The 22,165-nt window shown below is 39.9% G+C and carries 21 protein-coding genes; 17 read left to right on the top strand and 4 right to left on the bottom strand.

The window, feature by feature from the left end; genetic code table 11:
• The first annotated feature begins 1 nt into the window (after position 1).
• Positions 2-682 carry a cell division ATP-binding protein FtsE gene (locus LBYS_RS00360; protein WP_013406924.1) on the top strand — a complete coding sequence of 227 codons (681 nt, stop codon included), beginning with the start codon at positions 2-4 and terminating at the stop codon, positions 680-682.
• Between the two features lie 15 nt (positions 683-697).
• On the opposite strand, the gene porX is transcribed toward LBYS_RS00360, so the two are convergent.
• Positions 698-2,263: a T9SS response regulator signal transducer PorX gene (gene porX / locus LBYS_RS00355; protein WP_013406923.1), complete on the bottom strand. Its 1,566-nt coding sequence runs from the start codon at positions 2,261-2,263 to the stop codon at positions 698-700.
• A 33-nt stretch (positions 2,264-2,296) separates the two neighbouring features.
• Positions 2,297-3,046 carry a 3-deoxy-manno-octulosonate cytidylyltransferase gene (gene kdsB, locus LBYS_RS00350; RefSeq protein WP_013406922.1) on the bottom strand — a complete coding sequence of 250 codons (750 nt, stop codon included), beginning with the start codon at positions 3,044-3,046 and terminating at the stop codon, positions 2,297-2,299.
• Between the two features lie 98 nt (positions 3,047-3,144).
• On the opposite strand from kdsB, the gene LBYS_RS00345 reads away from it, so the two are divergent.
• The 10 genes from LBYS_RS00345 to LBYS_RS00300 all read left to right on the top strand — a co-directional run bounded on the left by LBYS_RS00345 (position 3,145) and on the right by LBYS_RS00300 (position 11,240).
• Entirely contained in the window at positions 3,145-3,897 is a 753-nt protein-coding gene (locus tag LBYS_RS00345) for a DPBB and LysM peptidoglycan-binding domain-containing protein (protein WP_041823359.1), read from the top strand.
• Complete coding sequence (locus tag LBYS_RS00340) at positions 3,881-4,660, top strand: TIGR02757 family protein (protein ID WP_013406920.1); 780 nt, start codon at positions 3,881-3,883, stop codon at positions 4,658-4,660. Before LBYS_RS00345 ends, LBYS_RS00340 begins: the two co-directional genes overlap by 17 nt.
• Positions 4,661-4,689: 29 nt before the next feature.
• Positions 4,690-5,253, top strand: coding sequence for a bifunctional nuclease family protein (locus tag LBYS_RS00335; RefSeq protein WP_013406919.1), 564 nt, complete (start codon positions 4,690-4,692; stop codon positions 5,251-5,253).
• The gene (locus tag LBYS_RS00330) at positions 5,253-6,113 is read left to right on the top strand and encodes a lysophospholipid acyltransferase family protein (protein ID WP_013406918.1); all 861 of its coding nucleotides are present in this window, start codon (positions 5,253-5,255) and stop codon (positions 6,111-6,113) included. The genes LBYS_RS00335 and LBYS_RS00330 overlap by 1 nt, the downstream gene beginning before the upstream one ends.
• Positions 6,114-6,183: 70 nt before the next feature.
• Positions 6,184-7,062 carry a cell division protein FtsX gene (locus LBYS_RS00325; RefSeq protein ID WP_013406917.1) on the top strand — a complete coding sequence of 293 codons (879 nt, stop codon included), beginning with the start codon at positions 6,184-6,186 and terminating at the stop codon, positions 7,060-7,062.
• A gap of 2 nt (positions 7,063-7,064) precedes the next feature.
• Entirely contained in the window at positions 7,065-7,274 is a 210-nt protein-coding gene (locus tag LBYS_RS00320) for a DUF3098 domain-containing protein (protein ID WP_013406916.1), read from the top strand.
• A complete protein-coding gene (locus tag LBYS_RS00315; RefSeq protein ID WP_013406915.1) occupies positions 7,275-8,069 on the top strand; it encodes an undecaprenyl-diphosphate phosphatase in 795 nt (264 codons plus the stop codon).
• The gene (gene truB / locus LBYS_RS00310) at positions 8,069-8,749 is read left to right on the top strand and encodes a tRNA pseudouridine(55) synthase TruB (RefSeq protein ID WP_013406914.1); all 681 of its coding nucleotides are present in this window, start codon (positions 8,069-8,071) and stop codon (positions 8,747-8,749) included. Before LBYS_RS00315 ends, truB begins: the two co-directional genes overlap by 1 nt.
• Positions 8,746-9,681: a bifunctional riboflavin kinase/FAD synthetase gene (locus tag LBYS_RS00305; protein WP_013406913.1), complete on the top strand. Its 936-nt coding sequence runs from the start codon at positions 8,746-8,748 to the stop codon at positions 9,679-9,681. Before truB ends, LBYS_RS00305 begins: the two co-directional genes overlap by 4 nt.
• Positions 9,678-11,240, top strand: a complete 1,563-nt coding sequence (locus tag LBYS_RS00300) for a hypothetical protein (RefSeq protein WP_013406912.1) — start codon at positions 9,678-9,680, stop codon at positions 11,238-11,240. The genes LBYS_RS00305 and LBYS_RS00300 overlap by 4 nt, the downstream gene beginning before the upstream one ends.
• Here the strand turns inward: LBYS_RS00300 and pheA are convergent, their stop codons facing one another.
• Complete coding sequence (gene pheA / locus LBYS_RS00295; protein WP_013406911.1) at positions 11,241-12,314, bottom strand: prephenate dehydratase; 1,074 nt, start codon at positions 12,312-12,314, stop codon at positions 11,241-11,243.
• A 2-nt stretch (positions 12,315-12,316) separates the two neighbouring features.
• Complete coding sequence (locus tag LBYS_RS00290; protein ID WP_013406910.1) at positions 12,317-14,200, bottom strand: DNA topoisomerase IV subunit B; 1,884 nt, start codon at positions 14,198-14,200, stop codon at positions 12,317-12,319.
• Between the two features lie 138 nt (positions 14,201-14,338).
• Between LBYS_RS00290 and LBYS_RS00285 the strand changes: the two genes are divergently transcribed.
• The 6 genes from LBYS_RS00285 to LBYS_RS00260 are packed head-to-tail and all read left to right on the top strand — an operon-like array spanning position 14,339 to position 22,160.
• Positions 14,339-16,816 (top strand): SLBB domain-containing protein, encoded by a 2,478-nt coding sequence (locus LBYS_RS00285; protein WP_049781278.1) that lies wholly within the window; start codon positions 14,339-14,341, stop codon positions 16,814-16,816.
• A 3-nt stretch (positions 16,817-16,819) separates the two neighbouring features.
• Positions 16,820-17,878 carry a hypothetical protein gene (locus tag LBYS_RS00280; protein ID WP_013406908.1) on the top strand — a complete coding sequence of 353 codons (1,059 nt, stop codon included), beginning with the start codon at positions 16,820-16,822 and terminating at the stop codon, positions 17,876-17,878.
• Between the two features lie 7 nt (positions 17,879-17,885).
• Entirely contained in the window at positions 17,886-18,728 is an 843-nt protein-coding gene (locus LBYS_RS00275; protein ID WP_013406907.1) for an ABC transporter permease, read from the top strand.
• Between the two features lie 5 nt (positions 18,729-18,733).
• The gene (locus LBYS_RS00270; protein WP_013406906.1) at positions 18,734-19,975 is read left to right on the top strand and encodes an ABC transporter ATP-binding protein; all 1,242 of its coding nucleotides are present in this window, start codon (positions 18,734-18,736) and stop codon (positions 19,973-19,975) included.
• The gene (locus LBYS_RS00265; RefSeq protein WP_013406905.1) at positions 19,972-21,054 is read left to right on the top strand and encodes a DegT/DnrJ/EryC1/StrS family aminotransferase; all 1,083 of its coding nucleotides are present in this window, start codon (positions 19,972-19,974) and stop codon (positions 21,052-21,054) included. The genes LBYS_RS00270 and LBYS_RS00265 overlap by 4 nt, the downstream gene beginning before the upstream one ends.
• Positions 21,051-22,160, top strand: coding sequence for a glycosyltransferase family 4 protein (locus LBYS_RS00260; RefSeq protein WP_013406904.1), 1,110 nt, complete (start codon positions 21,051-21,053; stop codon positions 22,158-22,160). The genes LBYS_RS00265 and LBYS_RS00260 overlap by 4 nt, the downstream gene beginning before the upstream one ends.
• The last annotated feature ends 5 nt before the right edge of the window (positions 22,161-22,165 follow it).

Genomic DNA, 22,165 nt, shown 5'->3' with positions numbered 1-22,165 from the left:
TATGGCGAACTCGGTAATCACACTTCAAAATGCAGACATCTATCAGAAAGACAAACTAGTCTTATCTGATGTTAATTTTAGTATTGAAGAAGGAGAATTTGTTTACCTAATCGGCAAAACAGGAAGCGGTAAAAGCTCCCTACTGAAAACCCTCTACGCTGACTTGTGGCTGGAAAAAGGCACAGGTACCGTAGCGGGTTTTCAGCTTGAAAAGATGAGGCATAAAGAGGTTCCTTATCTTCGTAGGAAAATTGGTATTATCTTCCAAGACTTCCAATTGCTCACAGACCGTAATGTCCACCAAAACCTTCAGTTCTTTATGGGAGCTATGGGCTGGAAAGACAAAGCGGAGATTGAAGACAGAATTGCTGAGGTCTTGGAGCTGGTAGGGCTTCCAGATGTCCTTCAGAAAATGCCTCACCAATTATCAGGAGGGGAACAGCAGAGGATCGCTATCGCTCGTGCGCTTTTAAACCATCCTGAGATCTTATTAGCAGACGAACCTACAGGGAATTTGGATCCGGAAAAATCCATTGAAATCCTAAAACTATTCTTCAAAATCAATCAGGTATCTAAAACCGCCGTCCTAATGGCAACGCACGGATTAGATTTGATTGAAAGGTACCCCAAACGGACCTTGTACTGTGAGGGAGGAAAAGTAAGAGACTTACATCAAGCATAAGGAGCATTAAGCTCCTTATTTTGTTTTTAGCTTTACCACCGGAATGATCATCTCTTCTAAAGACACGCCACCGTGTTGGAAAGTATCTCTATAATGACTTACATAATAATTGTAGTTATTAGGATACGCAAAGAAATAATCATTCGTAGTAAAATAATACGAAGTGGAGAGATTAGGGCTTGGCAACTTATAGTTTTCCGGTTTTCTCACCTCAATCACAAAATCTCCCTTGTCATCCAAGTTCAGATTTTTACCTTGTTTATACCGTAGATTAGTATTTACATTCCTATCTCCTACTATTCGTTTCGGGTTCTTTACCTTCACCATGCCGTGATCCGTGGTGATGATTAATCTGCCGTTCTTTGCCGCAATCAATTTGAGAAAATCCAATAAAGGAGAATGCTGAATCCATGAACGCGTAATGGAGCGATAAGCCGCCTCATCCGGAGCTAATTCCTTGATCACCGCCATATCTGTTCGGGCATGAGAAAGCATATCAATGAAATTAAACACTACCACCACTAGATCATCCTTCAATAGATTATTAAAACCATCTACTAGGTTCTTTGCCTGAGTATTGTTTAAAATCTTATAGAAGCCAAAGGTGTGATTAATATTAGCTTTCTTCAGATGTCTTCTTAAGAATTCCTCTTCATTCTTATTCAAACCTTCCTCATTATCACCCTCGTCATTTACCCATAGATCAGGATGTTGTTTAGCCATATCATACGGCGTAAGTCCAGAGAAAATAGCATTTCTCGCATATCCTGTAGCGGTAGGAAGTATAGAATAATAAGCATCTTCGTCCTCAGCTACAAAGAAATCACTAATGATCTCTTCCAGAATTTTCCATTGATCAAAACGGAAATTATCTATAAGCACAAAGAATAAAGGATCTCCTTCTCTTAAATGAGGGAAAACCTTGTTTTTCAAAAGCGTATGGGAAAGTACAGGTTTCTTTACATTTGGACTGGTCATCCAATCCTCATAATTATCCTCAATAAACTCAGCAAACCGAGTATTTGCTTCTGATTTTTGCATTTGAAAGACCTCTTCCATAGACTTATCCGTGGAACCGTCTATCTCCAATTCCCAGAAGACCAGTTTCCTGTAAATATCTGCCCACTCCTGAAAATCCAATTCCTCGTTGTACTGCATAGCTAACTGTCGAAAGTCCTGCATATAGGAAGAATTCGTCTTTTCGGCCACTAAACGCTTGTTCTCTAGAAGCTTTTTAGCAGATAGTAGTATTTGGTTAGGATTTATAGGTTTGATGAGATAGTCGGCAATTTTTGAACCTATGGCTTCTTCCATGATCCTCTCCTCTTCCGACTTAGTAATCATTACTACCGGGATATTAGGCTTGATCTTTTTTATTTCATTCAAGGTATCCAGGCCTGTCATCCCCGCCATCATCTCATCCAGGAAGATCAAATCAAAGTTCTCCTTTTCTACCCTGTCCAGCGCATCTGCTCCGGATGGAACTGGAGTTACGTCATAGCCTTTAGATTCTAAGAAAACGATGTATGGTTTCAGAAGTTCAATTTCATCATCTGCCCACAGAATGGTGCTTCTTTGCATATGGGTTTATTATTGTTTTGTTAAGAGAATACGCTAATTCTTCTTTAAAAATTGCTTTAAACGTTGAAAATCTTCTTCGGTATCAATTCCTATACCATCAGAAAAGACCTCCACCATTCTCACTTTATACCCATTTGTCAACCATCTTAACTGCTCCAGTTTTTCCTGAGCTTCTAACTTAGCCAGTGGGAGTTTCACGATACGTTCCAAAATATCCGCTCGGAACCCGTACATGCCTATATGCTTGTAGAAATCAGCCTCTTCCACCCAGTTTTCAGTGGGCACTTCTCTCAAGTGCGGGATAGGTGAGCGACTAAAATACATGGCTTCCTTCTGCTCATTCAAGACCACTTTCACCACATTAGGATTCAGGAGTGTGTCTGTATCCTTGATTTTAATAAACACGGATGAAATCTCTGAAGTTATTTTAAACGAGGAGCTCAATAAATCAATATTCTGAGGATCCATAAGCGGTTCATCTCCCTGAATATTGATCACAAAATCATAATTAATGGTTCCACCCATCAATCTCAAAGCCTCTGCACAGCGATCCGTTCCACTCGGATGTTTGTCAGAAGTAAGTACCACCTGTCCTCCAAATGATTTAACATGCTCTTCCACTATGGTAGAATCTGTTGCAATCACCACATCTGAAAGGCTCTTAGCCTTTAAACAGCGCTCATAAACCATTTGTAGGATGCTTTTCCCATCCACCTCAAGTAATAGCTTTGCCGGTAGACGACTAGAGGCGTATCGTGCCGGTATGATTCCTAAAATTTTCAATGGAGTATATGTTTATTCTACAAAAATAACACTAATTTCAATCTTCTTGATTTTGGATAATGAATTGATTAGCTTTGCAATTCAAGCTTTCCAAAATAATGAAAAAAATACTCACAGCTATTTCCGCTATGCTGATAGCATTTTCTGCTGCAGCTCAGTCAGAAGGGGCATTTATCCTGCACAAGGTGGCTCCCAAAGAAACTTTATACAGTTTAGTTAAGCGCTACAATACCAACTTCGCTACGGTAGAAACTTTAAATCCTACTTTAGCTAACGGGAATAGTGACATTAAAGTAGGACAAACTATCAAATTCCCCAAAAACACCGCTGTTTCCACACCAACAAAGTCTTCAACTGTGCACGTAGTAAAGGCAAATGAGACCGTCTTTTCCATCTCTAAGCTGTATAACGTGGATATTTCTAATCTAGTAGAAGCCAACAAGATTACAGATAATACTATAAAGATAGGACAAAAACTGATAGTTGATGGAGCAACCTTGGTAGATTTAGCTAGTAAAGCTCCCAGAGAAGAAGAACTACGACTAAAACCAGTAGGGAAAAGTATAAAAGAAACCGGAATCGCTGAAGTAATAAAGACGCCAAATAAATCCACTAAATACCTCGCCTTACACCGTACGGCTCCCATTGGTACGAATATAAAGGTCACTAATGATGCCACCGGACATACCATAGTGGCGAAGGTGATAGGAAATTTGAATGAAAAAGGGCCGGATGAGAATATTATGATCAAACTTTCTCCTTATGCCTATTACCAACTGCGTCCTAAAGATAGTAGGTTAAGAGCTACTGTAGAGTTTTACCTTTCAAATAATGATGTGGTCAGCCAGTAATCAACTCATAGATCTCTTAGAAGAAAAGCACAAACAATTCAATAGTCCGGAATTTATCGATACAGATCCCATCAGTATTCCGCATTTGTTTACTCAAAAGCAGGACATTGAGATTGCAGGCCTATTCGCTTCTATATTAGCTTGGGGCCAGAGAAAAACCATACTCAAGAAATGCAATGAGCTACTGGAAAGAATGGACTATGCCCCTTACCAATTCATTCAGGGAGCGAAAGACCAAGATCTAAAACGTCTGGAAGGTTTTGTACATAGGACATTTAATGATTTTGACCTATTATATACTGTCTCATTTCTTCAGGAGCACTATGCAAAGCACGAAAGTCTGGAATCTGCATTTGCCGGAAACAAAGAGGATGAGCACGTGAGGTCACATCTCAGTAATTTCAGAAAGAAATTTACAAAAGGAGAAAGTGTAAGAACCGGGAAACACATCTCTACCCCTGACAAGAAAAGTGCTTGCAAAAGGCTTAACATGTATTTACGCTGGATGGTGAGAGAAGATGACAAGGGCGTGGATTTTGGAATTTGGAAAGAAATTAAACCCTACCAACTGGTCCTACCCTGTGATGTACACGTAGAAAGAGTAGCCAAACATTTGGGATTAACAGATAGAATTAAGCCGGATTGGGACATGGCCATAGAGATTACCAATAGACTGAAAACGATAGATCCCAAAGATCCTGCACGTTTCGATTTTGCTTTATTCGGAATGGGAATTGAGAAATATTTCACTGTATCAATCTAGCACTTAATATTGGAACGTATATTTGCATTGTGGAAAGAATACGATTAGAAATACTGAATCTATCACCCAGTCAGCTCCAAGCTGGATCATTTACACTGGTGTTGAATGAAGTGTCCGGGGACAGAAGATTACCCATTATCATTGGCATGTTTGAAGCACAGGCCATAGCCATTGAAATGGAGAAACTAGCCCCTACCCGTCCGCTAACGCATGATCTCTTTAAGAGCTTTGCTAAGGCATTTGATTTTTCAGTAGAGGAGATACATATCTCTGACATACAGGAAGGCGTATTTTTCTCCAAGGTTATCTGTACAGACGGCATCAGGCAAAAATACATTGATGCGCGTCCTTCTGATGCTGTAGCTATTGCGCTGCGTTTTAATGCGCCCATCTACACTACTGAAGAAGTATTGACCGTAGCCGGTATCTCATCTGACGAGGTTACAGATGTAGAGCCGGAAGAACCAAAATCTAAGAACAACTTAACCACTCTCTCTACGGAAGAACTTCAAAACATGTTAAATGAAGCCATTGCTAATGAAGAGTACGAAAGAGCGGCTCAGATCAGAGATGAAATAGAAAAAAGGAACTGATGATTAAAGTTCTAAAGAATTTTCTACCACGACCAGCTAAAACCAGTAATAGCTTACTGAAGGCATTAAGCTATTTAGACATTCTGGGTATCTTCCAAAAGGATCCCTTTGGAAATCCCATGTTATTAAAGCGTTTCATCATCTTCATTGCTGGCTGGCCCACATTTTGGAGAATAGCTGTAGCTAACAAACTGAAGGTTGAAGGAGTAGAGTATCTAAAAGAACTTCCAGACAGAAATGTATTCTTCATCTCTAATCACCAGACCTACTTTGCAGACGTCATAACTTTCTACCATATCTTCTGCAACACGAAATGGGGCTTCGGTAAAAAGCTATTCCCTATCTACCTATTTGCTCCCAGAGCCTTTGTGTTCTATGTAGCTGCAAAGGAGACCATGAAGAAAGGTTTGATCCCAAAAATCTTCAGTTTAGCGGGTGCAATTCTCGTAGAGAGAAGTTGGAGAGCCGAAGGCCAAAACGTTAAAAGGAATGTAGATTTATCTGCAGGTGATAATGTATCCAAAGCCCTACAAGAGGGCTGGGTGGTAAGCTTTCCTCAAGGGACTACGAGTCCTTACGCTCCCATCCGTAAGGGTACTGCACATATTATATTAGACAATAAACCTATCATAGTTCCCGTAGTCATCAATGGTTTCCGAAGGGCCTTTAACAAGACAGGTTTAAAGTATAAACGAAGAAACACTACTTTAACCGTCAAGTTCAAGCCGCCTTTCCAAGTAGATGAAAATAGTACTTTAGAGGGGATTACAAAGACCATTGAAGAGATCATTGAGCAGAGTATGCCGGAGATGATAGCGGAATGGAACGCATTAAAAGAGATGGCCAAACGTGGGGAGTAGTTTGCTAAAAAAGCTTAAAAATCCCCCTCTTAGTAAATAAATACTTATCTTTGAGAATCAAAATTCCAACATGAGCATCAATAGAAAACTGGGTAATTACCCCGGAATCCTGATCACTGTAAGTCTCACTGTCGCACTTTTTCTGATAGGATTTTGCGGATGGATTGCCATTACTTCTAAAGAACTAATTAAGTACGTTCGCCAAAACGTGGAGATTCAAGTCTATATGGACAAAGGACTTGATTCAGTGTCTATACATCAACTAAGATCAAAATTAGAGGCACTGAATGTAGCTGAAATCGAAAAAGGTAAGCCTGCCATAGCACTTATCACAAAAGATCAGGCAGCGGATATCTTTTTCAAAGAGACTAAGGAGAATTACAAGGAAGTATTAGGTGAAAATCCTTTCAGTGATGCTTATACAATCAAGCTTCAGGAAGAAAATATCAACGAAGCGAGATTACAAGAATTAAAAACTAAGATAGAGAAGATTGAAGGCGTATCTGATGTAGATTATCCTAGAGACTTCTTGAAAGGGATAATCACGAATGTAAACAAGATCTACAAAGTAGTAGCTATTATTGTTCTGATCTTCTTTGTAGCTACCCTTTTGTTAATCAACAATACCATCAAGTTAGCTTTATATAGCCAAAGATTCATCATACGCACTATGCAATTAGTAGGAGCCACTGATGGTTTTATCCAAAAGCCCTTTTTAAAAACCGGTTTCTTCCAAGGGCTGTTTGCCGGAATTTTAAGTATAGCGTTAGTGTATTTCACTCAAAATGCAGCGGCTACTCAGGTGGAAGGATTGAATCTTTTAGCAAATCAAGAATTAACCTGGATCCTATATCTTATACTTTTGGTCTTAGGGCCATTGGTAGGAGTTTTGAGCACTTACCAGTCGGTAGCTAGATACCATAAGATGGACTTAGATAAACTATATTAATTATGAGCAATTCAACTGAAAAATCAGGACTTCCTTTTAAAAAGGACAACTATGTACATATGCTGATAGGTTTAACCTTAATCATTTTAGGCTTTATTATCATGACCTTAGATAAAGAAGAATTTGGCTTCGGATTCTTAGGTATTACATTAGGACCTATCATTGCCTTCATAGGCTTTATCTACGAATTTTACGCTATCTTAAAGAAATAAATGGAGGTATTTCACGCCATTATTTTGGCCATCATTGAAGGATTGACGGAATTCTTACCCGTTTCTTCCACTGGACATATGATCATTGCTTCTGCCCTGATGGGTTTAGAATCAGATGCATTTGTAAAACTATTCACCATAGCTATACAGTTGGGCACCATACTTTCCGTTTTGGTACTTTACTATAAGCGCTTTTTCAAGTCCTTTGATTTCTATTTCAAGTTGGTAGTAGCGGCCGTTCCCGCTTCCATCTTAGGCTTTTTATTCAGCGACCTCATTGACGGCCTATTAGAAAGTCCTCTGACAGTGGGTATCACTTTAGTTTTGGGAGGTATTGTTCTCTTATTTGTAGACGGATGGTTTAATCAACCTACGATTGATGATTCAGATGAAATTTCCTATGCACAGGCCTTAAAGATTGGTCTGTTCCAATGTCTAGCTTTGATACCAGGGACTTCCCGTTCCGCCAGTACGATAGTGGGTGGGATGACCCAAAAATTAACCAGAAAAGCCGCCGCGGAATTCTCCTTTTTCTTAGCGCTACCTATGATGTTTGGTGCCACGGTACTTAAGTTAAAAGACTACTTGGACCAAGGATTTCAGCTCACCGAAAAAGAATGGTACCTCTTGGGAATCGGGAACTTCATAGGTTTCATTGTAGCTATATTGGCTATCAAATTCTTTATAGGAGTAGTATCTAAATATGGCTTCAAAGCTTTTGGCTGGTATAGAATCATAGTAGGTGGTATCATCATAGTGATGTTACTGAGTGGAAAAAGTTTAGAAATCCTATAATGATAGAGGAATATCAAGCGGGACAGGTGCTTCTTATAGATAAGCCCCTTAACTGGACCAGTTTTGATGCAGTTAACAAATTGAAGTATGCCTTTAAGCCGCATAAAATTAAGATTGGCCATGCCGGGACTTTAGATCCTCTAGCTACAGGCTTACTGGTCATTTGCGTAGGCAAAAAAACCAAGGAGATAGAGACTTATCAGGGACAAAAAAAGGTCTATACAGGTAAAATCATGTTAGGATCTACCACTCCTTCCTTTGATTTGGAAACGGAAATAGACGCTACCTACCCTACGGCACATATCACTAAAGAAGGCTTAGAAGAAGCAAGAAAATCTTTTTTGGGAACTATTGCACAAATTCCTCCTGTTTTTTCAGCAATTAAGGTGGATGGAAAAAGAGCCTACGAATCTGCCAGAAAAGGAGATAGTGTAGAACTAAAAGCCCGGGAAATTACCATAGAAAATTTCGAGCTGGATGATACTAATTTTCCTGAATTAGCATTTAAAGTAACTTGCTCAAAAGGTACATATATTCGTAGCTTAGCCAGAGATTTAGGAACAGCTCTAGGTAGTGGTGCACATCTCACTGCCTTAAGAAGAGAAAAAATTGGAGAATTTGACGTGAAGGATGCCCTGCAGGTTCAAGAAGCAGTGGATAAAATCAAAGCGAGTCTATGAAAATCTATCATAACCTTAAAGACTTTCAACCAAAAGGAAATGCCGTAGTTACCACAGGTACATTTGACGGCGTGCATTTGGGCCATAAGAAGATCATCAAGCGACTAATAGAAAAGGCCAAAGAAATAGGAGGAGAATCCGTGCTATTGACCTTTTGGCCTCATCCTAAATTAGTGCTATCTCCTGATTCACATACCCGGGTAACAAGAATTCTTTCTACTATAGAAGAGAAAACAGAGTTACTGGAAACCTTAGGATTAGATCATCTGGTCATCCTTCCATTCACTAGAGAATTTTCAGAACTAAGCTGCGAAAAATACATTGAAGAAGTATTAATCAGTGGTTTTGGTACCAAAGCCATGGTCATCGGTTATGACCACCGTTTTGGCAAGAATAGAGAAGGAGGCATAGACTATCTGATTCAACATTCTGAAAGATTTAAAATTGAGATTGAGGAGATTAACCGACAAGAAATAGACAATATCACCATCAGCTCTACGAAGATTCGTAAAGCCATAGAAGAGGGAGATATACAGACGGCAAACGAACTTTTGGGCAGAAACTATGATTTCTGTGGCACAGTGGTTAAGGGAAGGCAGTTGGGCCGACAAATAGGCTACCCTACGGCTAACGTCCAAACCCAAAATGAATTCAAACTTATACCAAAGAACGGTGTATACGCTGTATATGCGTGGGTAAGAGGACAGAAGTTTGGAGGAGTGATGAATATAGGTGTCAGACCTACTGTGGAAGGTAAGGGCATAACCCAGGAAGTATATATCTTCGACTTTTCAGATGATATCTACGGTGAAAGTGTCAAAGTAGAGATAGTTGATTTTATCAGAGAGGAGCAGAAATTTGACAGTATAGAAGCATTGATCCAGCAGATCAAACAAGATGTTATTGCTAGCCAAAGAATCCTGCAACTATGAGTAAAAAGGTATTTGTCATCATCGCTGTTTGCGTCATAGCACTCTTGTGGTGGTACCAATACTCCATTACTGTAAACGTGCCATGGTGGGATGATTTCCATGGGATTATTTTACCCGTGCATGATCTGTTTACTGACCTACCTTTAGGAGAAAAATTACATAGCTTCTTTTCCCTTAATAATGAACACAGGGTGGTTAACGATCGAATCTTCACCCTTTTGGTCTTCCTCATAAGTGGAAAATTCGAGTTAAAAACAGTAGCTCTATTAGGGTTTATTAATCTTATAGGCATACTTTGGGTAGTCATTTCCGTAGCTAGGAGAAGAGCTATTAAATGGGAAGCCTTACTCCCCATGGTATTCCTGATTTTCCATGCCCAATATTACGAGAGTTTACAATCTCTCATGGTGCCTTTCCAAAACTTCTCAGTCATTTTTTACTTTCTCGTTAGTATCTATTTGATCAGTATAAAGAGAAACTATATCTGGGGATTTGTTTTTGCTACCTTGGCCTTCTTTTCGCATGGAAACGGCATCTTAGCTTTACTGATTGGAGGTGCTTTATTATTTGTTCATCAAGATTATAAAGCTTTAGGAATTTGGATAGGGGCCAGTGTGCTTACTGTGGCACTGTATTTTTGGGGGTATACTAAACCCAACTGGACCCATACCGATGTAATATCCCCATGGGAGCATCCACTCCAGGCTATAGCCTATTCTTTAGAATTTTTAGGTGCATATGCCTTGAATATAGTGGAGATCTCTTCCCGCCTCTCAAACTCCCCTTTGAAACAAAAGCTACCCCAGTTCTTTGGTCTGGTTATCGTCTTGTTTTCTCTTTTGATTCTGTTCAGAAAATACGCACTAAGAAGGATATTAAGCCAATTAAGAACTGAACCTACAGATCAGTTCTTTCTAGCCATGGCGGCTTTCTTTTTGGGCACAGGTATTATGATGGGACTCACCAGAACAGGTTTTCCGGTGTTGAGCAGGTATACCATAAACTCTTCCCTACTACTGGTTGCCATCTGGGGATATTACGCCACCAATTATAGAGGACATGGGAGAAAATTATGGCTGGGTTTTACTATTCTGATTTGGCTATTGAGTTATTACAATGCAACAGAAAGGGCATTTTACAACAGAGAAAATGCTTTGGCTGATGCCTATAACTATCAAAAGACGGGTACATGGGCCAATCAATACAGTGATTCCGCCCATGTTTCAAGAGTTAATCCTCTCCTAATAGCTCCTTGGCAGAAAGGAGAATATCAATTCCCTAAAGAGACGGACTTAAGCGCTCTAGCAGGATCAAATGGGACTCGCATAGATAATTGGGATGAAGTAAATGGACATTTGATGGTACATGGAGAAAGTGCCGAGGTACCCTACTTCGCACTAAGATCTGAAGACTATACCTTTATCTTTCCAGGGAAAAGGTTACGTAACTCACCTTTGGAAATAATAAAAGGGAAAGGATACTTTTCACATCAGTTCAGTACCGCTTTCCCTTTAGAAGTAATTCCATCAAGGAATTATCAATTATTCCGAATCAAATAATCAGGCATTTCTTACATAAGAACCTAACACCTTGATATAATCTCCGTGTTTCTTCAGGATCTTTTGGAAATTCTCATCCTTATAATAGCCTAAGAATTCTATAAAGAACCAGAAATTAAAGTCTTCACTCCCTTTATAAGGTCTACTTTCTATCTTGGTCAAATTAATATTGCCTTTCCTAAAATCTTGAAGAAACTTGGCCAAAGAACCTGCTTCATCTGTCTTCGGTAATTTTGCTACGATGGTAGTTTTATCATTACCTGAAGGTTGATTCTCATAGTCCTTACTAAGGATAATAAAACGGGTTCTATTATTACTATTATCCTCAATATTATGAAACAGTACAGGTAAACGGAAAAGTTTTGCTGCAATCTCACTGCAGATAGCCGCAGATTCCGGATCCGCAGCGGCTAATCTGGCAGCCTTGGAAGTAGATTCTACTTGAATTTCTTCAGGATTATGCTGTTCAAAGTACTTGTTCAGGAACCCGCGACATTGACGGAAGGCGATGTCTTTGGAATAAATCCTCTTGATTTTCGCAGGGTTTTCCGCCTCTGTGGCTAAGGTAAAATGTACAGGAATCTTAAGTTCAGCTGCAATGTTTACGTCAGTAGCGCTAAGCAAATCCACCGTTTCATAAACTATCCCTTCTTGGTTATTTTCAATGGGAATCACCCCAAATCTTGCCCTTTCCGTCTCTACTGCCTCGAAGACTGAACGGATAGTAGGAAGGGTCATATATTCTGAAACTGCACCGAATCTACTCTCTGCAGCCTGGTGAGTAAAACTTCCTTCAGGTCCCAGGTATGCCACTCTTTCCGGTAACTCAATGTTTCGAGCAGCAGCAAAGATCTCTAAGAATATTGCTTCTATAGCAGAGGCATTTAATGGTCCGTCTGATAAACTGATCATCTTTTCCACGATCCACTTCTCACGTTCGGGTCTATAGATGGAGCCTTTGGTCTCACGTTTAATTTCTCCTACTTTTTGAACCCATCTCATGCGTTCATTCAGGAGTTTGATCAATTGTTCATCAATCTGATCAATTTCTTTTCTAACTTCTTCAATTTTCATGTTTAAATCTCTTCATCCACAATCTCCACCTCTTTATCCTCCAGGATGTCTTGCTCTATGATCAGGTTATCAATGATAAATCCTTGTCGCTCAGGAGTGTTCTTACCCATATAATAGGAAAGCAACTTAGGAATAGTAGATTCCTTCTCCAAGATAACCGGATCTAACTTGATGTCCTTATTGATAAATCCTTCAAATTCATGAGGAGAAATCTCTCCCAATCCCTTGAATCGAGTTATCTCGGGTTTGCCTCCTAGTTTATTTATAGCCATTTGCTTCTCTTCGTCAGAGTAACAGTAGATGGTTTCTTTCTTATTTCTAACCCTGAACAAAGGAGTTTGAAGGATAAACAAATGACCTTCTCTAACTAAATCCGGGAAGAATTGTAAGAAGAAAGTCAAAAGCAACAAACGAATGTGTGAACCATCCACGTCAGCGTCTGTGGCTATAACGATTTGATTGTAGCGCAAGGTTTCTATACCGTTTTCTATATCCAAAGCGTGCTGCAAAAGGTTAAACTCTTCGTTTTCATACACTACCTTCTTACTTAGACCATAACAGTTCAAAGGCTTTCCTCTTAAGCTGAAAACAGCCTGAGTTTCTGGGTTTCTAGCTTTCGTGATGGAACCTGAAGCTGAGTCACCCTCCGTAATAAAAAGCATAGTATCAAGCCTTCCTTCAAACTTCTCATCTGTTAAATGGTATTTACAATCTCTAAGTTTACGGTTGTGAAGGTTAGCCTTTTTAGCTCTTTCATTCGCTATCTTCTTTACACCGGCTAATTCTTTTCTCTCTCTTTCCGACTGCTCTATTCTACGTTTAAGCGCATCCTTAATGTCCGGATGCATATGTAGATAATTATCCAAATGTTCCTTCACAAAGTCATTCACAAACGTCCTGACCGTTGGAGCATTCTCGTCTAAGCTAATATTGTTCGACCCTAGCTTCGTTTTGGTTTGAGATTCAAAAACAGGTTCTTGAATACGAACTGCAATGGCGCCAATGATTGACTGACGAACATCTTCAGAGGCATAATCCTTACCATAATGATCTCTTACTGTTTTTACAATGGCCTCCTTGAAGGCAGACAGGTGAGTTCCCCCCTGAGTGGTATTTTGGCCATTCACAAAGGAGTAGTATTCTTCCCCATACTGGTTACCGTGGGTCAGCGCCATTTCAATATCCTCTCCTTTTAAGTGGATAATAGGATAACGCAGGGAAGACTCGTCGGTTTTTCGCAAAAGAAGATCTAATAAACCATTAGCCGAATAAAACTTCTTCCTGTTAAGGTAAATAGAAAGTCCGGAATTGAGGTAACAGTAATTCCAGATCATGTTTTCTATGTATTGACCTATGAAGTGATAATTCTTGAAAACGGTATTATCAGGTTCAAATATCACATGGGTACCGTTCTTAGCATCTGTCTTTTCGATTTCAGACTCAGATATCAGTACACCTCTTTCAAATTCTGCAGTTTTCATCTCACCTTCCCGAACCGCAGTAACCTTAAAATAGGATGACAAGGCATTCACTGCTTTGGTACCCACCCCATTTAGACCTACTGCCTTTTGAAAGGCTTTTGAATCATACTTTGCACCGGTATTAATTTTAGATACTACATCTACCACCTTTCCTAATGGAATACCTCTACCATAATCACGAACGGACACTTTACCCTCATCAATAGATACTTCTATAGCCTTACCATGTCCCATGGCATATTCGTCTATACAGTTATCTATTACCTCTTTAAGTAGGACGTAAATCCCGTCATCCGGGGCCGAACCATCGCCTAATTTACCTATGTACATACCTGGCCTCAAGCGTATGTGCTCTTTCCAGTCCAGCGATCGTATACTACTCTCGTCGTAATTATTCTCAGCCATATCTAATATTAAATCCCCTTTGTAAATCGTTTACAAAAGTAAAATATCTACTCAATTATCTTTTAAATGCAAAGTTCTAATTTATTCAGTTTCTTCTCTTATTTTTGTACTTTCTTATTCACAGGGAAATCGCATCAAATGAAATTGTTCAAAGTTAGGAAGACAAATTTAAATCTAAAGGCAGTTTTAATTTTATTATTGAATCTGACCTTCATGTCTGCCACAATGGGGCAGGAGAAAAAAGAGACGACCTCCAAAGCAACTGAAAACCCTAACAAAGTGGTTCCTCAACAGAACAGGACCACCACTACTCCCGGAAGAATACCGGCTCCTGCCACTACGGAAGCACGAGAACTGGTACTGACTGACGAAGATGCGGATGCTATAGACAGAGAAGAAACTTACCGTTTATCCAGAGAAGCAGAGATAGCAGCAGATGAAGCTAGAGCAAGCATCATCAGAAGGACTTACGGAAGCAGTTTATTTGCTAATTCCAAATTTGATGTGACTCAAGCTATCAATATAGCTACACCCAATAATTATGTTCTAGGACCAGGAGATGAGCTAGAGGTTGTGGTTTATGGATATTCTCAGAATGTACAAAAGACCTTAAAAGTAAATCCTGACGGCTATATCATTCTAGAAAAAAGCGGCATAGTTTCCGTTAGCGGTCTAAACATGGAGACGGCTACAGAGAAAATCACAGCTGCACTTTCTAAAACGTATACAGGAATCAAATCGGGGAATACCTTTGTTCGGGTATCTTTAACGGGATTCCGCACCATAAAAGTTACCGTAAGTGGGGAAGTTGTAGCTCCAGGTACCTTTACGCTAACTTCCTTCAGTAATTTGATGGCGGCCCTATATGTATCAGGAGGACCGAATGAGATAGGCACCTACAGGGATATCGTTTTAATCCGCGGAAACAGAGAAATTGCGCATTTTGATGTTTATGAATTCTTGACCAAAGGATACTCTAGCAGTGATGTACTACTAAAAGACCAAGACCGTGTACATGTAGGACCATTTATCTCCAGAGTAGCTATTACAGGCCAAACAAAAAGAACCGGATTATTCGAAATCAAACCAGGAGAAACGCTTGCTGATTTATTGAAATACGCCGGAGGCTTTAACCAATATGCCTTTTCTGATATCGTAAAAATCTATAGAAATACTTCAAGCGAAAGGAAGATTGTTAATGTAAACAAGGACAGTTTTGCTCAAGAAAAAGTATTTATGGGTGACTCTTTGGTTATAGAGAAAGTATTGGATCGTATCCAAAACGTAGTGACCATCTCTGGAGCCATCTTCCGTCCGGGTGAGTATTCATTAGATTCAAACCCTACTTTGACCAAACTAATTGAGTCAGCAAGTGGCCTGAAAGAAGAATCACTACAAGGTAGAATAAATATCAACCGTACTAATAATGACCTATCCATCTCTAATATCTCCGTTAACTACCATGATATTTTAGAAGGAAGGGCAGACGATATCAAACTTCAGAGGTTAGATCAAGTAATGGTTCCAAGTGTCTTCGAATTGACAGAACAATCCGTCATTCGTATCCGTGGTGCTGTTAACCATCCTGAAGCCAATGAAGGAATTGATTTACCTTATGTTAAAGACATGACGGTACAAGACGTGATCGTTCGTGTAGGTGGTTTAACAGAGGCAGCATCCTTGTCGAGAATTGAAATAGTTAGAAGAAAAAGAAACATAGACCCTAAACAGTCAGATGCGCAGATTGCTGACATCATACAGTTCAGCATGCGTCCGGATTTAACATTAGTGGAGTCTCAAGAAAGTATAGTTTTGCTTCCTTACGATGAAATCCTGGTAAGAACATCTCCTAATTACGAAAAACAAAATTTCGTAAAGATCTCAGGTGAAGTATTGATGCCGGGAATTTACGGTTTGGAATACAAAGACGAAGGCATTTCCAGGCTGATCCAAAGGGCTGGTGGATTGACGGATTTAGCTTATCCTGAGGGAGCCACTCTTTTGAGAAAAACACTACTTAGTGAAAGACAAAGACAGAAGAGAGAAGAAACTTTGAATAGCCTAAACATCAGTAAAGTTAAGACTACCAAAGGACTGGATGACAGCACAAAAACTCCTGGAACACTAACTACTGTAACTACAGAAGGAGAAGTAGCAGATTCTTATATCAATGAGGACATAGGAGTTGAACTAAGAAAGATCCTAGCTAATCCAAACGATAAGAGCTTAGACATCATTCTTCAAGATGGGGATGAAATAGTTATCCCTAAGAAACTGCAAACCGTTAGAATTGAAGGAGAAGTATTGTACCCTACTACCGTAAAATACAATAAGGCAAATAACTTCTTGGATTATATTTCAGCTTCAGGTGGATTCACTAAAAAATCTGCGAAAGGAAGCGCTTATGTACGTTATCCGAACGGAAGTGTAGACAGAACAAGAAAATTCTTATTCGTACGTTTCCATCCTCAGATAGTACCGGGAAGTGAGATTGTGATACCGGCTAAGACAGAGACTACAGTGGCACAATTGTCGCAATTCTCCGGTCTAATCACTATGCTTGGTGGAACTTTAGGTTCTATAGTGGCCATTATCACTCTAATGAAATTGAACTAATTCATGGAACGCGATCAAATATCAACCAAAGAGTTTTTACAGTCGGTATTTAGCTATTTCAAGTTCTTAGCTACAAACTGGAGGATCTTATTGATCATGCTGGTTGCCGGAAACTTGATCGATATGATCAAAAACAACTATTTCTCTTCAACCAAAATGTATGGTGGAGGGATAGAGTTTAACATTGACTTAGAAGGAAGTACTCAGTCAGCTCTAGGTGGACTTGCGGGTGCATTTATGGGTGGAGCCATGCCTACTACCGGAGGCTTAACATCCATAGCTAACTTCCCTCAGGTGATCATGTCTAGAACGGTGTTTGAAAACGCTTTGATGACTGAAGTGGAACTATATGGTAGAAAGGACCTTTTGGTAAACCATTTCATAGACAGTAGTGATATCAAGACCAAAGAATGGGGAGGTAACCTATTCAAATCTCCTTCTCCAAACGTAAACTTCAAATTCGAGAAGAAGCCCTTTGATAAATTTGAGCCTAGAGAAAATGAGATCATGTCAGATATCATTACTAAGCTTGCAGGAAGTACTCAATTAGAGAAAGACGAAGGATCAATATATAAACTGGAAGCTGTGTTAAGTAATGAGTTACTGACCAAAGCGTGGTTAGAAACCTTACTTAAAGCTACAGAATCCTTCTACACAGAGATCAAGACGGTCAAGACCAGAAAGATGATAGCTATCCAACAAAGAAGAGTGGATAGTCTAAGTGTACTATTGAGAGGAAATGACTCCCGATTAGCTAAAGTAACCTTTGAACAACCCGATGTAGTTAACCCTGTAGCGGGTAGTGCTCAGACACGTCTTACCCGAGATAATACCTATTTGTCTAATTTATACTTCACCAACTTAACGAGTCTGGATAATTTGAATAACTTGTTGGTAGAGCAATCTCAGATCTTTAATGTCCTTAACCCGGTAAAATTGCCACTAGTGGCTACCTCTCGTGTAGGGATTAGTGTAAGATTAACGGGATTAATTTTACTATTTGTTACTATCGTATTCATTAGTCTCCGGAAAACTTATCTGGACGTAATGTCTGATCATTGAAAAACGTATGGATTCCAGAGTTAGAACTATTACCAATAAAAAAAGCATTTCTGAATACATTGCTGAGATCTGGAACTACAACGAGTTGTTCTGGATATTGGCAAAAAGAGATATTATAGTTAAATACAAGCAGGCCATTTTAGGTGTGGGTTGGGCTGCCATTCGTCCTTTGATCACTACTCTAGTGATGGCATTGGCTTTTGGTAGATTAGGAAAACTGGATGTTAATTCCCCTATCCCGTACATGCTGATTGTGTCTGCGGGGGTAACCATCTGGCTATTCTTTTCACAGTGTTTGACTACCATCAGTACCAGCTTAGTATTGAATTCCAATTTGATCACTAAGGTCTATTTCCCTCGTCTAATCATTCCTATTTCTTCCATCTTTATAGGTTTAGTAGATGTAGTGGTATCTTTAGCGGTATTTGCAGGGATATGTTTGTACTATCAGTACCTCCCGGATTGGAAACTCATCCTGGTACCGGCTATTTTGGCATTGACCTTTTTGGCTTCTTTTGGAATAGGTTTGATAGCAGCTGTACTAAATGTGAAGTACAGGGACATAGGTCAATTGATCTCCTTTGTGGTACAATTTGGCACATTCTTATCGCCGGTAGCCTATTTAACAGATGCGTATAAAACCGGCGCTAATGGAGATATTCTTTATAAACTGGCCATGCTGAACCCAGTGACCGGTTGTATAGATGCCATGCGCTGGGCGATGCTAGGCGACTTTGCTGCGTTCAATTGGAATAGCTTTATTCCACTAGTAGTATTTATCCTTATTACCTTTTTCTACTCCATCCGTTTCTTCAGAAAGCATGAAGATTCATTTGTGGATTACATTTAATAGGCATGACTGTTCTTAGCATTGAAAATATTTCCAAAAAGTACGTCTTAAACAGCAAGGGTAAGTCGAACGATGACCTTCGTGACACCATTACAGGATGGTCTCAGAAGATATTACGACCTTCAGGACCTAAGGATGAGAAGACTGACTTCTGGGCATTGAAGGACATCAACTTTGAAGTAAAACAAGGAGATAGACTCGGTTTAGTGGGAGCTAACGGAGCAGGAAAGTCTACTTTGTTAAAGATATTAAGTCAAATCACCGCTCCTACTACAGGCTCCGTAAAGATACATGGTAGGATGGCTAGCTTATTAGAAGTAGGTACCGGATTTCACCCTGAACTGACGGGCAGAGAAAATATCTTTTTGAACGGAGCCATCTTAGGCATGCGTAAGGCAGAAATTGTCAAACATTTTGATGCCATCGTTGACTTTGCAGGTATAGAGAAATTCATTGATACTCCTGTTAAGAGATATTCATCCGGAATGTACGTGAGGCTGGGATTTGCCATTGCAGCTCACTTGGAACCGGAAATCCTAGTAGTTGATGAAGTATTGGCTGTAGGTGACGCAGATTTCCAGAAAAAGAGTATCGGGAAGATGCGAGATGTGTCTAATAGTGGTAGAACGCTGCTATTTGTTTCCCATAACTTAACGGCCGTTCAAGGACTATGTAATAAAGGTGCCTACTTAAGAGGTGGGGAATTGATCAAATTTGGGCAGATAGATGATGTGATAACTGAATACGTCAAGAACGTATCCAAATTCAATTTGGCCCAAGCATGGGAGAGTCCAAATGATGCGCCGGGCAATGATCTTGTACGGATCAAGTCCATCAAACTAGTTCCACATGAAAGTCATACCCGCCCGAATCTGGATACCACTACTCCCCTTCGTTTGGAATTAGAGTACTGGAATTTTGTAGATCAGGCAGAGCTAAATGTAAGTATATTCCTGTACAGTATGACAGGAGAATGTGTGTTCAACATAGGAGATGAAGCTCAATTTTATCAAAAAGGCACTGTAAAATCCGTTTGTAACATACCTGGAGATTTCCTGAATGACGGATCTTACTATATGTCCATAATGATAGTTAGAGATAGACTTGCACCGGTGTATTTCTTTGAAGATGCATTGGCCTTTGACATCATTGATTATAGAGAAGGAACCGAGTGGGTAGGAAAATGGCCTGGTGCCGTTAGACCGAAGATGATTCAGGTTCAATCTTGGCAAAATGAATTAGCATGAACAGAATAAACGTAACCAAGTCCTTTTTACCGCCGAAAGAGGAGTACGAGAAAATGCTCGAAAGGGTTTGGCAATCCGAGTGGTTGACCAATAACGGCCCACTCTTGGTAGAACTGGAAACCACACTTCAAAAGAAATTAGATCTTCCGTACTTTGCTATCACCAGTAACGGTACCATAGCCATTCAACTCGCCATAAAAGCCTTGAATTTGAGCGGAGAGATCATTACTACACCGTTTTCCTATTGTGCTACCACTACCTCCATTCTTTGGGAGAACCTGAAACCTGTATTTGTAGACATCAGAGAAGATGATCTTAATATCAATGCAGACTTAGTGGAAGCGGCCATTACAGATAAGACCTCAGCTATTCTGGCTACACACGTTTACGGTAACCCATGTGACGTGGAGAAGTTAGAAAGTATTGGCAAAAAGTACGGCATCAAAATAATATATGATGCGGCTCACGCCTTTGGAGTGGAATACAAAGGGAAACCTCTGCTTTCTTACGGAGACATGTCCACCTGTAGTTTCCATGCCACCAAAGTTTTTCATACTGTAGAGGGGGGATGTGTGGTTTGTCACGACAAGGAACTTTTTGAGCGTGTGAAGTTGATGCGGAGTTTCGGGCACGTACAAGACGACTATTATTTAGCCGGCGTAAATGGCAAAAACTCCGAATTTCACGCGGCCATGGGTTTGGTTAACCTAGGTCATTTGGATAGTATTATTGCCGGCAGAAAAGCTATATTTGGCATATATGATCAGACCTTGAATTGGAACAAATTATATAAGCCTACAGAAGTAGCTACTGACCTTAAGTATAATTATGCTTATTACCCCATCGTATTAGAGGATGAGGATACTACCTTAAGGGTCATTAAAGCTTTACAGGCAGAGAATATCTATCCAAGGAGGTATTTCTATCCTACACTTAATACCTTGCAATATGTACCTGAAACGTACTATTGTCCGGTAAGTGAAAGCGTTTCTCCCCGAGTAATCTCTTTGCCCTTATATCCGGATCTGGATCATGGAATAGTGAATAAAATTGCCGAGATCATAAACGCTCAGCTATGAAGAAGAACATCTTGTTTGTGAGTCACGATGCAAACCGAGCAGGCGCGCAAATTTTCTTATACAACATGATGTCCTTTTTACAGGATAAAGGTTATGGTGTAACCTTACTTCTGGTGCATGAGTGGGGAAGTTTCAAAGGGGAATTAGAAAGTAAATTCAAAACCTATTCTCTGCAGGAGAAACCTATACGCCGCTGGGAACGTATGTTTCATACTCCCGTATTGGATGAAATAAAGAAGAAAGAGAAGGTAGACTTAATTTACATCAATACCATAGCCAGTGTGCATGTTATTCCTGAATTGAAGAAATTTTGGAATGTGCCGGTGATCAGCCATATTCACGAGTTGTCTTATTCCATTGCACAGTATGGCGTCCCTAATGCCGAAGAGATCCTCTTTGAATATTCAGATAAGGTAGTAGCTTGTTCAAGAGCAGTAGCTGAGAATCTTCTGTCAACAAGAAAATCAGATAAGGTAGAGATCATCCATTCCTTTGTACAGAACGAAAAAATCCTAGAGATTCATAGCCAAGGCAAAAGGGAAGAAGTACTAAAGAGCTTTGACCTGGATCCTCAGTTCACGTGGGTATGTGCCTGTGGCAACGCGGATTGGAGGAAGGCTCCAGACATCTTTTTACAGATTGCATCTAAAGTTAGAAACGAGAATATAAAGTTTGCGTGGATAGGAATAAGTGAAAATGATCCCTTAATGGGACAATTAGCCTATGACGCAAAGAAGCTTAACATAGCACATAAAGTAAAATGGATCACCCCAACCCCAAGGGCCGTTGAACTTATTAATGCTATGGATGTGTTTTTATTAAGCAGTAGGGAAGATCCTTTCCCACTGGTAATGCTGGAAGCGGCCCTTTGTAAAAAACCAATATTTACATTCAAAAATACGGGCGGAGGAGATGAGTTTGTGGAAGAAGATGCCGGGGTGAGAATAGAATACCTACAAGTGGAAGCCATGGCGAATGCAATAGACAACTGTACTCCGGAAAATTTGGCAGCAATGGGAAAAAAGGCGCAGGAAAAAGTTTTAGCGCATTATAGCTTTGATACATCAATGAAAAAGATGGAGAAGCTGATGGAATTATTTTTTTGACAATC

The sequence above is a fragment of the Leadbetterella byssophila DSM 17132 genome, assembly GCF_000166395.1.
In the GTDB taxonomy this organism is placed as follows: domain Bacteria; phylum Bacteroidota; class Bacteroidia; order Cytophagales; family Spirosomataceae; genus Leadbetterella; species Leadbetterella byssophila.
Note: the sequence above shows the minus strand (reverse complement) of the source record. Positions and strands in the feature narration are given on the sequence as shown.

Excerpts from the sequence above, each read along its gene's own strand:
- LBYS_RS00345 (WP_041823359.1), top strand. The coding sequence starts at position 3,145 with ATGAAAAAAATACTCACAGCTATTTCCGCTATGCTGATAGCATTTTCT.
- pheA (WP_013406911.1), bottom strand. The coding sequence starts at position 12,314 with ATGAAAATTGAAGAAGTTAGAAAAGAAATTGATCAGATTGATGAACAA.
- LBYS_RS00325 (WP_013406917.1), top strand. The coding sequence starts at position 6,184 with ATGAGCATCAATAGAAAACTGGGTAATTACCCCGGAATCCTGATCACT.
- LBYS_RS00320 (WP_013406916.1), top strand. The coding sequence starts at position 7,065 with ATGAGCAATTCAACTGAAAAATCAGGACTTCCTTTTAAAAAGGACAAC.
- LBYS_RS00280 (WP_013406908.1), top strand. The coding sequence starts at position 16,820 with ATGGAACGCGATCAAATATCAACCAAAGAGTTTTTACAGTCGGTATTT.
- LBYS_RS00265 (WP_013406905.1), top strand. The coding sequence starts at position 19,972 with ATGAACAGAATAAACGTAACCAAGTCCTTTTTACCGCCGAAAGAGGAG.
- LBYS_RS00305 (WP_013406913.1), top strand. The coding sequence starts at position 8,746 with ATGAAAATCTATCATAACCTTAAAGACTTTCAACCAAAAGGAAATGCC.
- truB (WP_013406914.1), top strand. The coding sequence starts at position 8,069 with ATGATAGAGGAATATCAAGCGGGACAGGTGCTTCTTATAGATAAGCCC.
- LBYS_RS00360 (WP_013406924.1), top strand. The coding sequence starts at position 2 with ATGGCGAACTCGGTAATCACACTTCAAAATGCAGACATCTATCAGAAA.
- LBYS_RS00290 (WP_013406910.1), bottom strand. The coding sequence starts at position 14,200 with ATGGCTGAGAATAATTACGACGAGAGTAGTATACGATCGCTGGACTGG.
- LBYS_RS00300 (WP_013406912.1), top strand. The coding sequence starts at position 9,678 with ATGAGTAAAAAGGTATTTGTCATCATCGCTGTTTGCGTCATAGCACTC.
- LBYS_RS00260 (WP_013406904.1), top strand. The coding sequence starts at position 21,051 with ATGAAGAAGAACATCTTGTTTGTGAGTCACGATGCAAACCGAGCAGGC.
- LBYS_RS00285 (WP_049781278.1), top strand. The coding sequence starts at position 14,339 with ATGAAATTGTTCAAAGTTAGGAAGACAAATTTAAATCTAAAGGCAGTT.
- LBYS_RS00330 (WP_013406918.1), top strand. The coding sequence starts at position 5,253 with ATGATTAAAGTTCTAAAGAATTTTCTACCACGACCAGCTAAAACCAGT.
- LBYS_RS00275 (WP_013406907.1), top strand. The coding sequence starts at position 17,886 with ATGGATTCCAGAGTTAGAACTATTACCAATAAAAAAAGCATTTCTGAA.
- LBYS_RS00315 (WP_013406915.1), top strand. The coding sequence starts at position 7,275 with ATGGAGGTATTTCACGCCATTATTTTGGCCATCATTGAAGGATTGACG.
- porX (WP_013406923.1), bottom strand. The coding sequence starts at position 2,263 with ATGCAAAGAAGCACCATTCTGTGGGCAGATGATGAAATTGAACTTCTG.
- LBYS_RS00340 (WP_013406920.1), top strand. The coding sequence starts at position 3,881 with ATGTGGTCAGCCAGTAATCAACTCATAGATCTCTTAGAAGAAAAGCAC.
- LBYS_RS00270 (WP_013406906.1), top strand. The coding sequence starts at position 18,734 with ATGACTGTTCTTAGCATTGAAAATATTTCCAAAAAGTACGTCTTAAAC.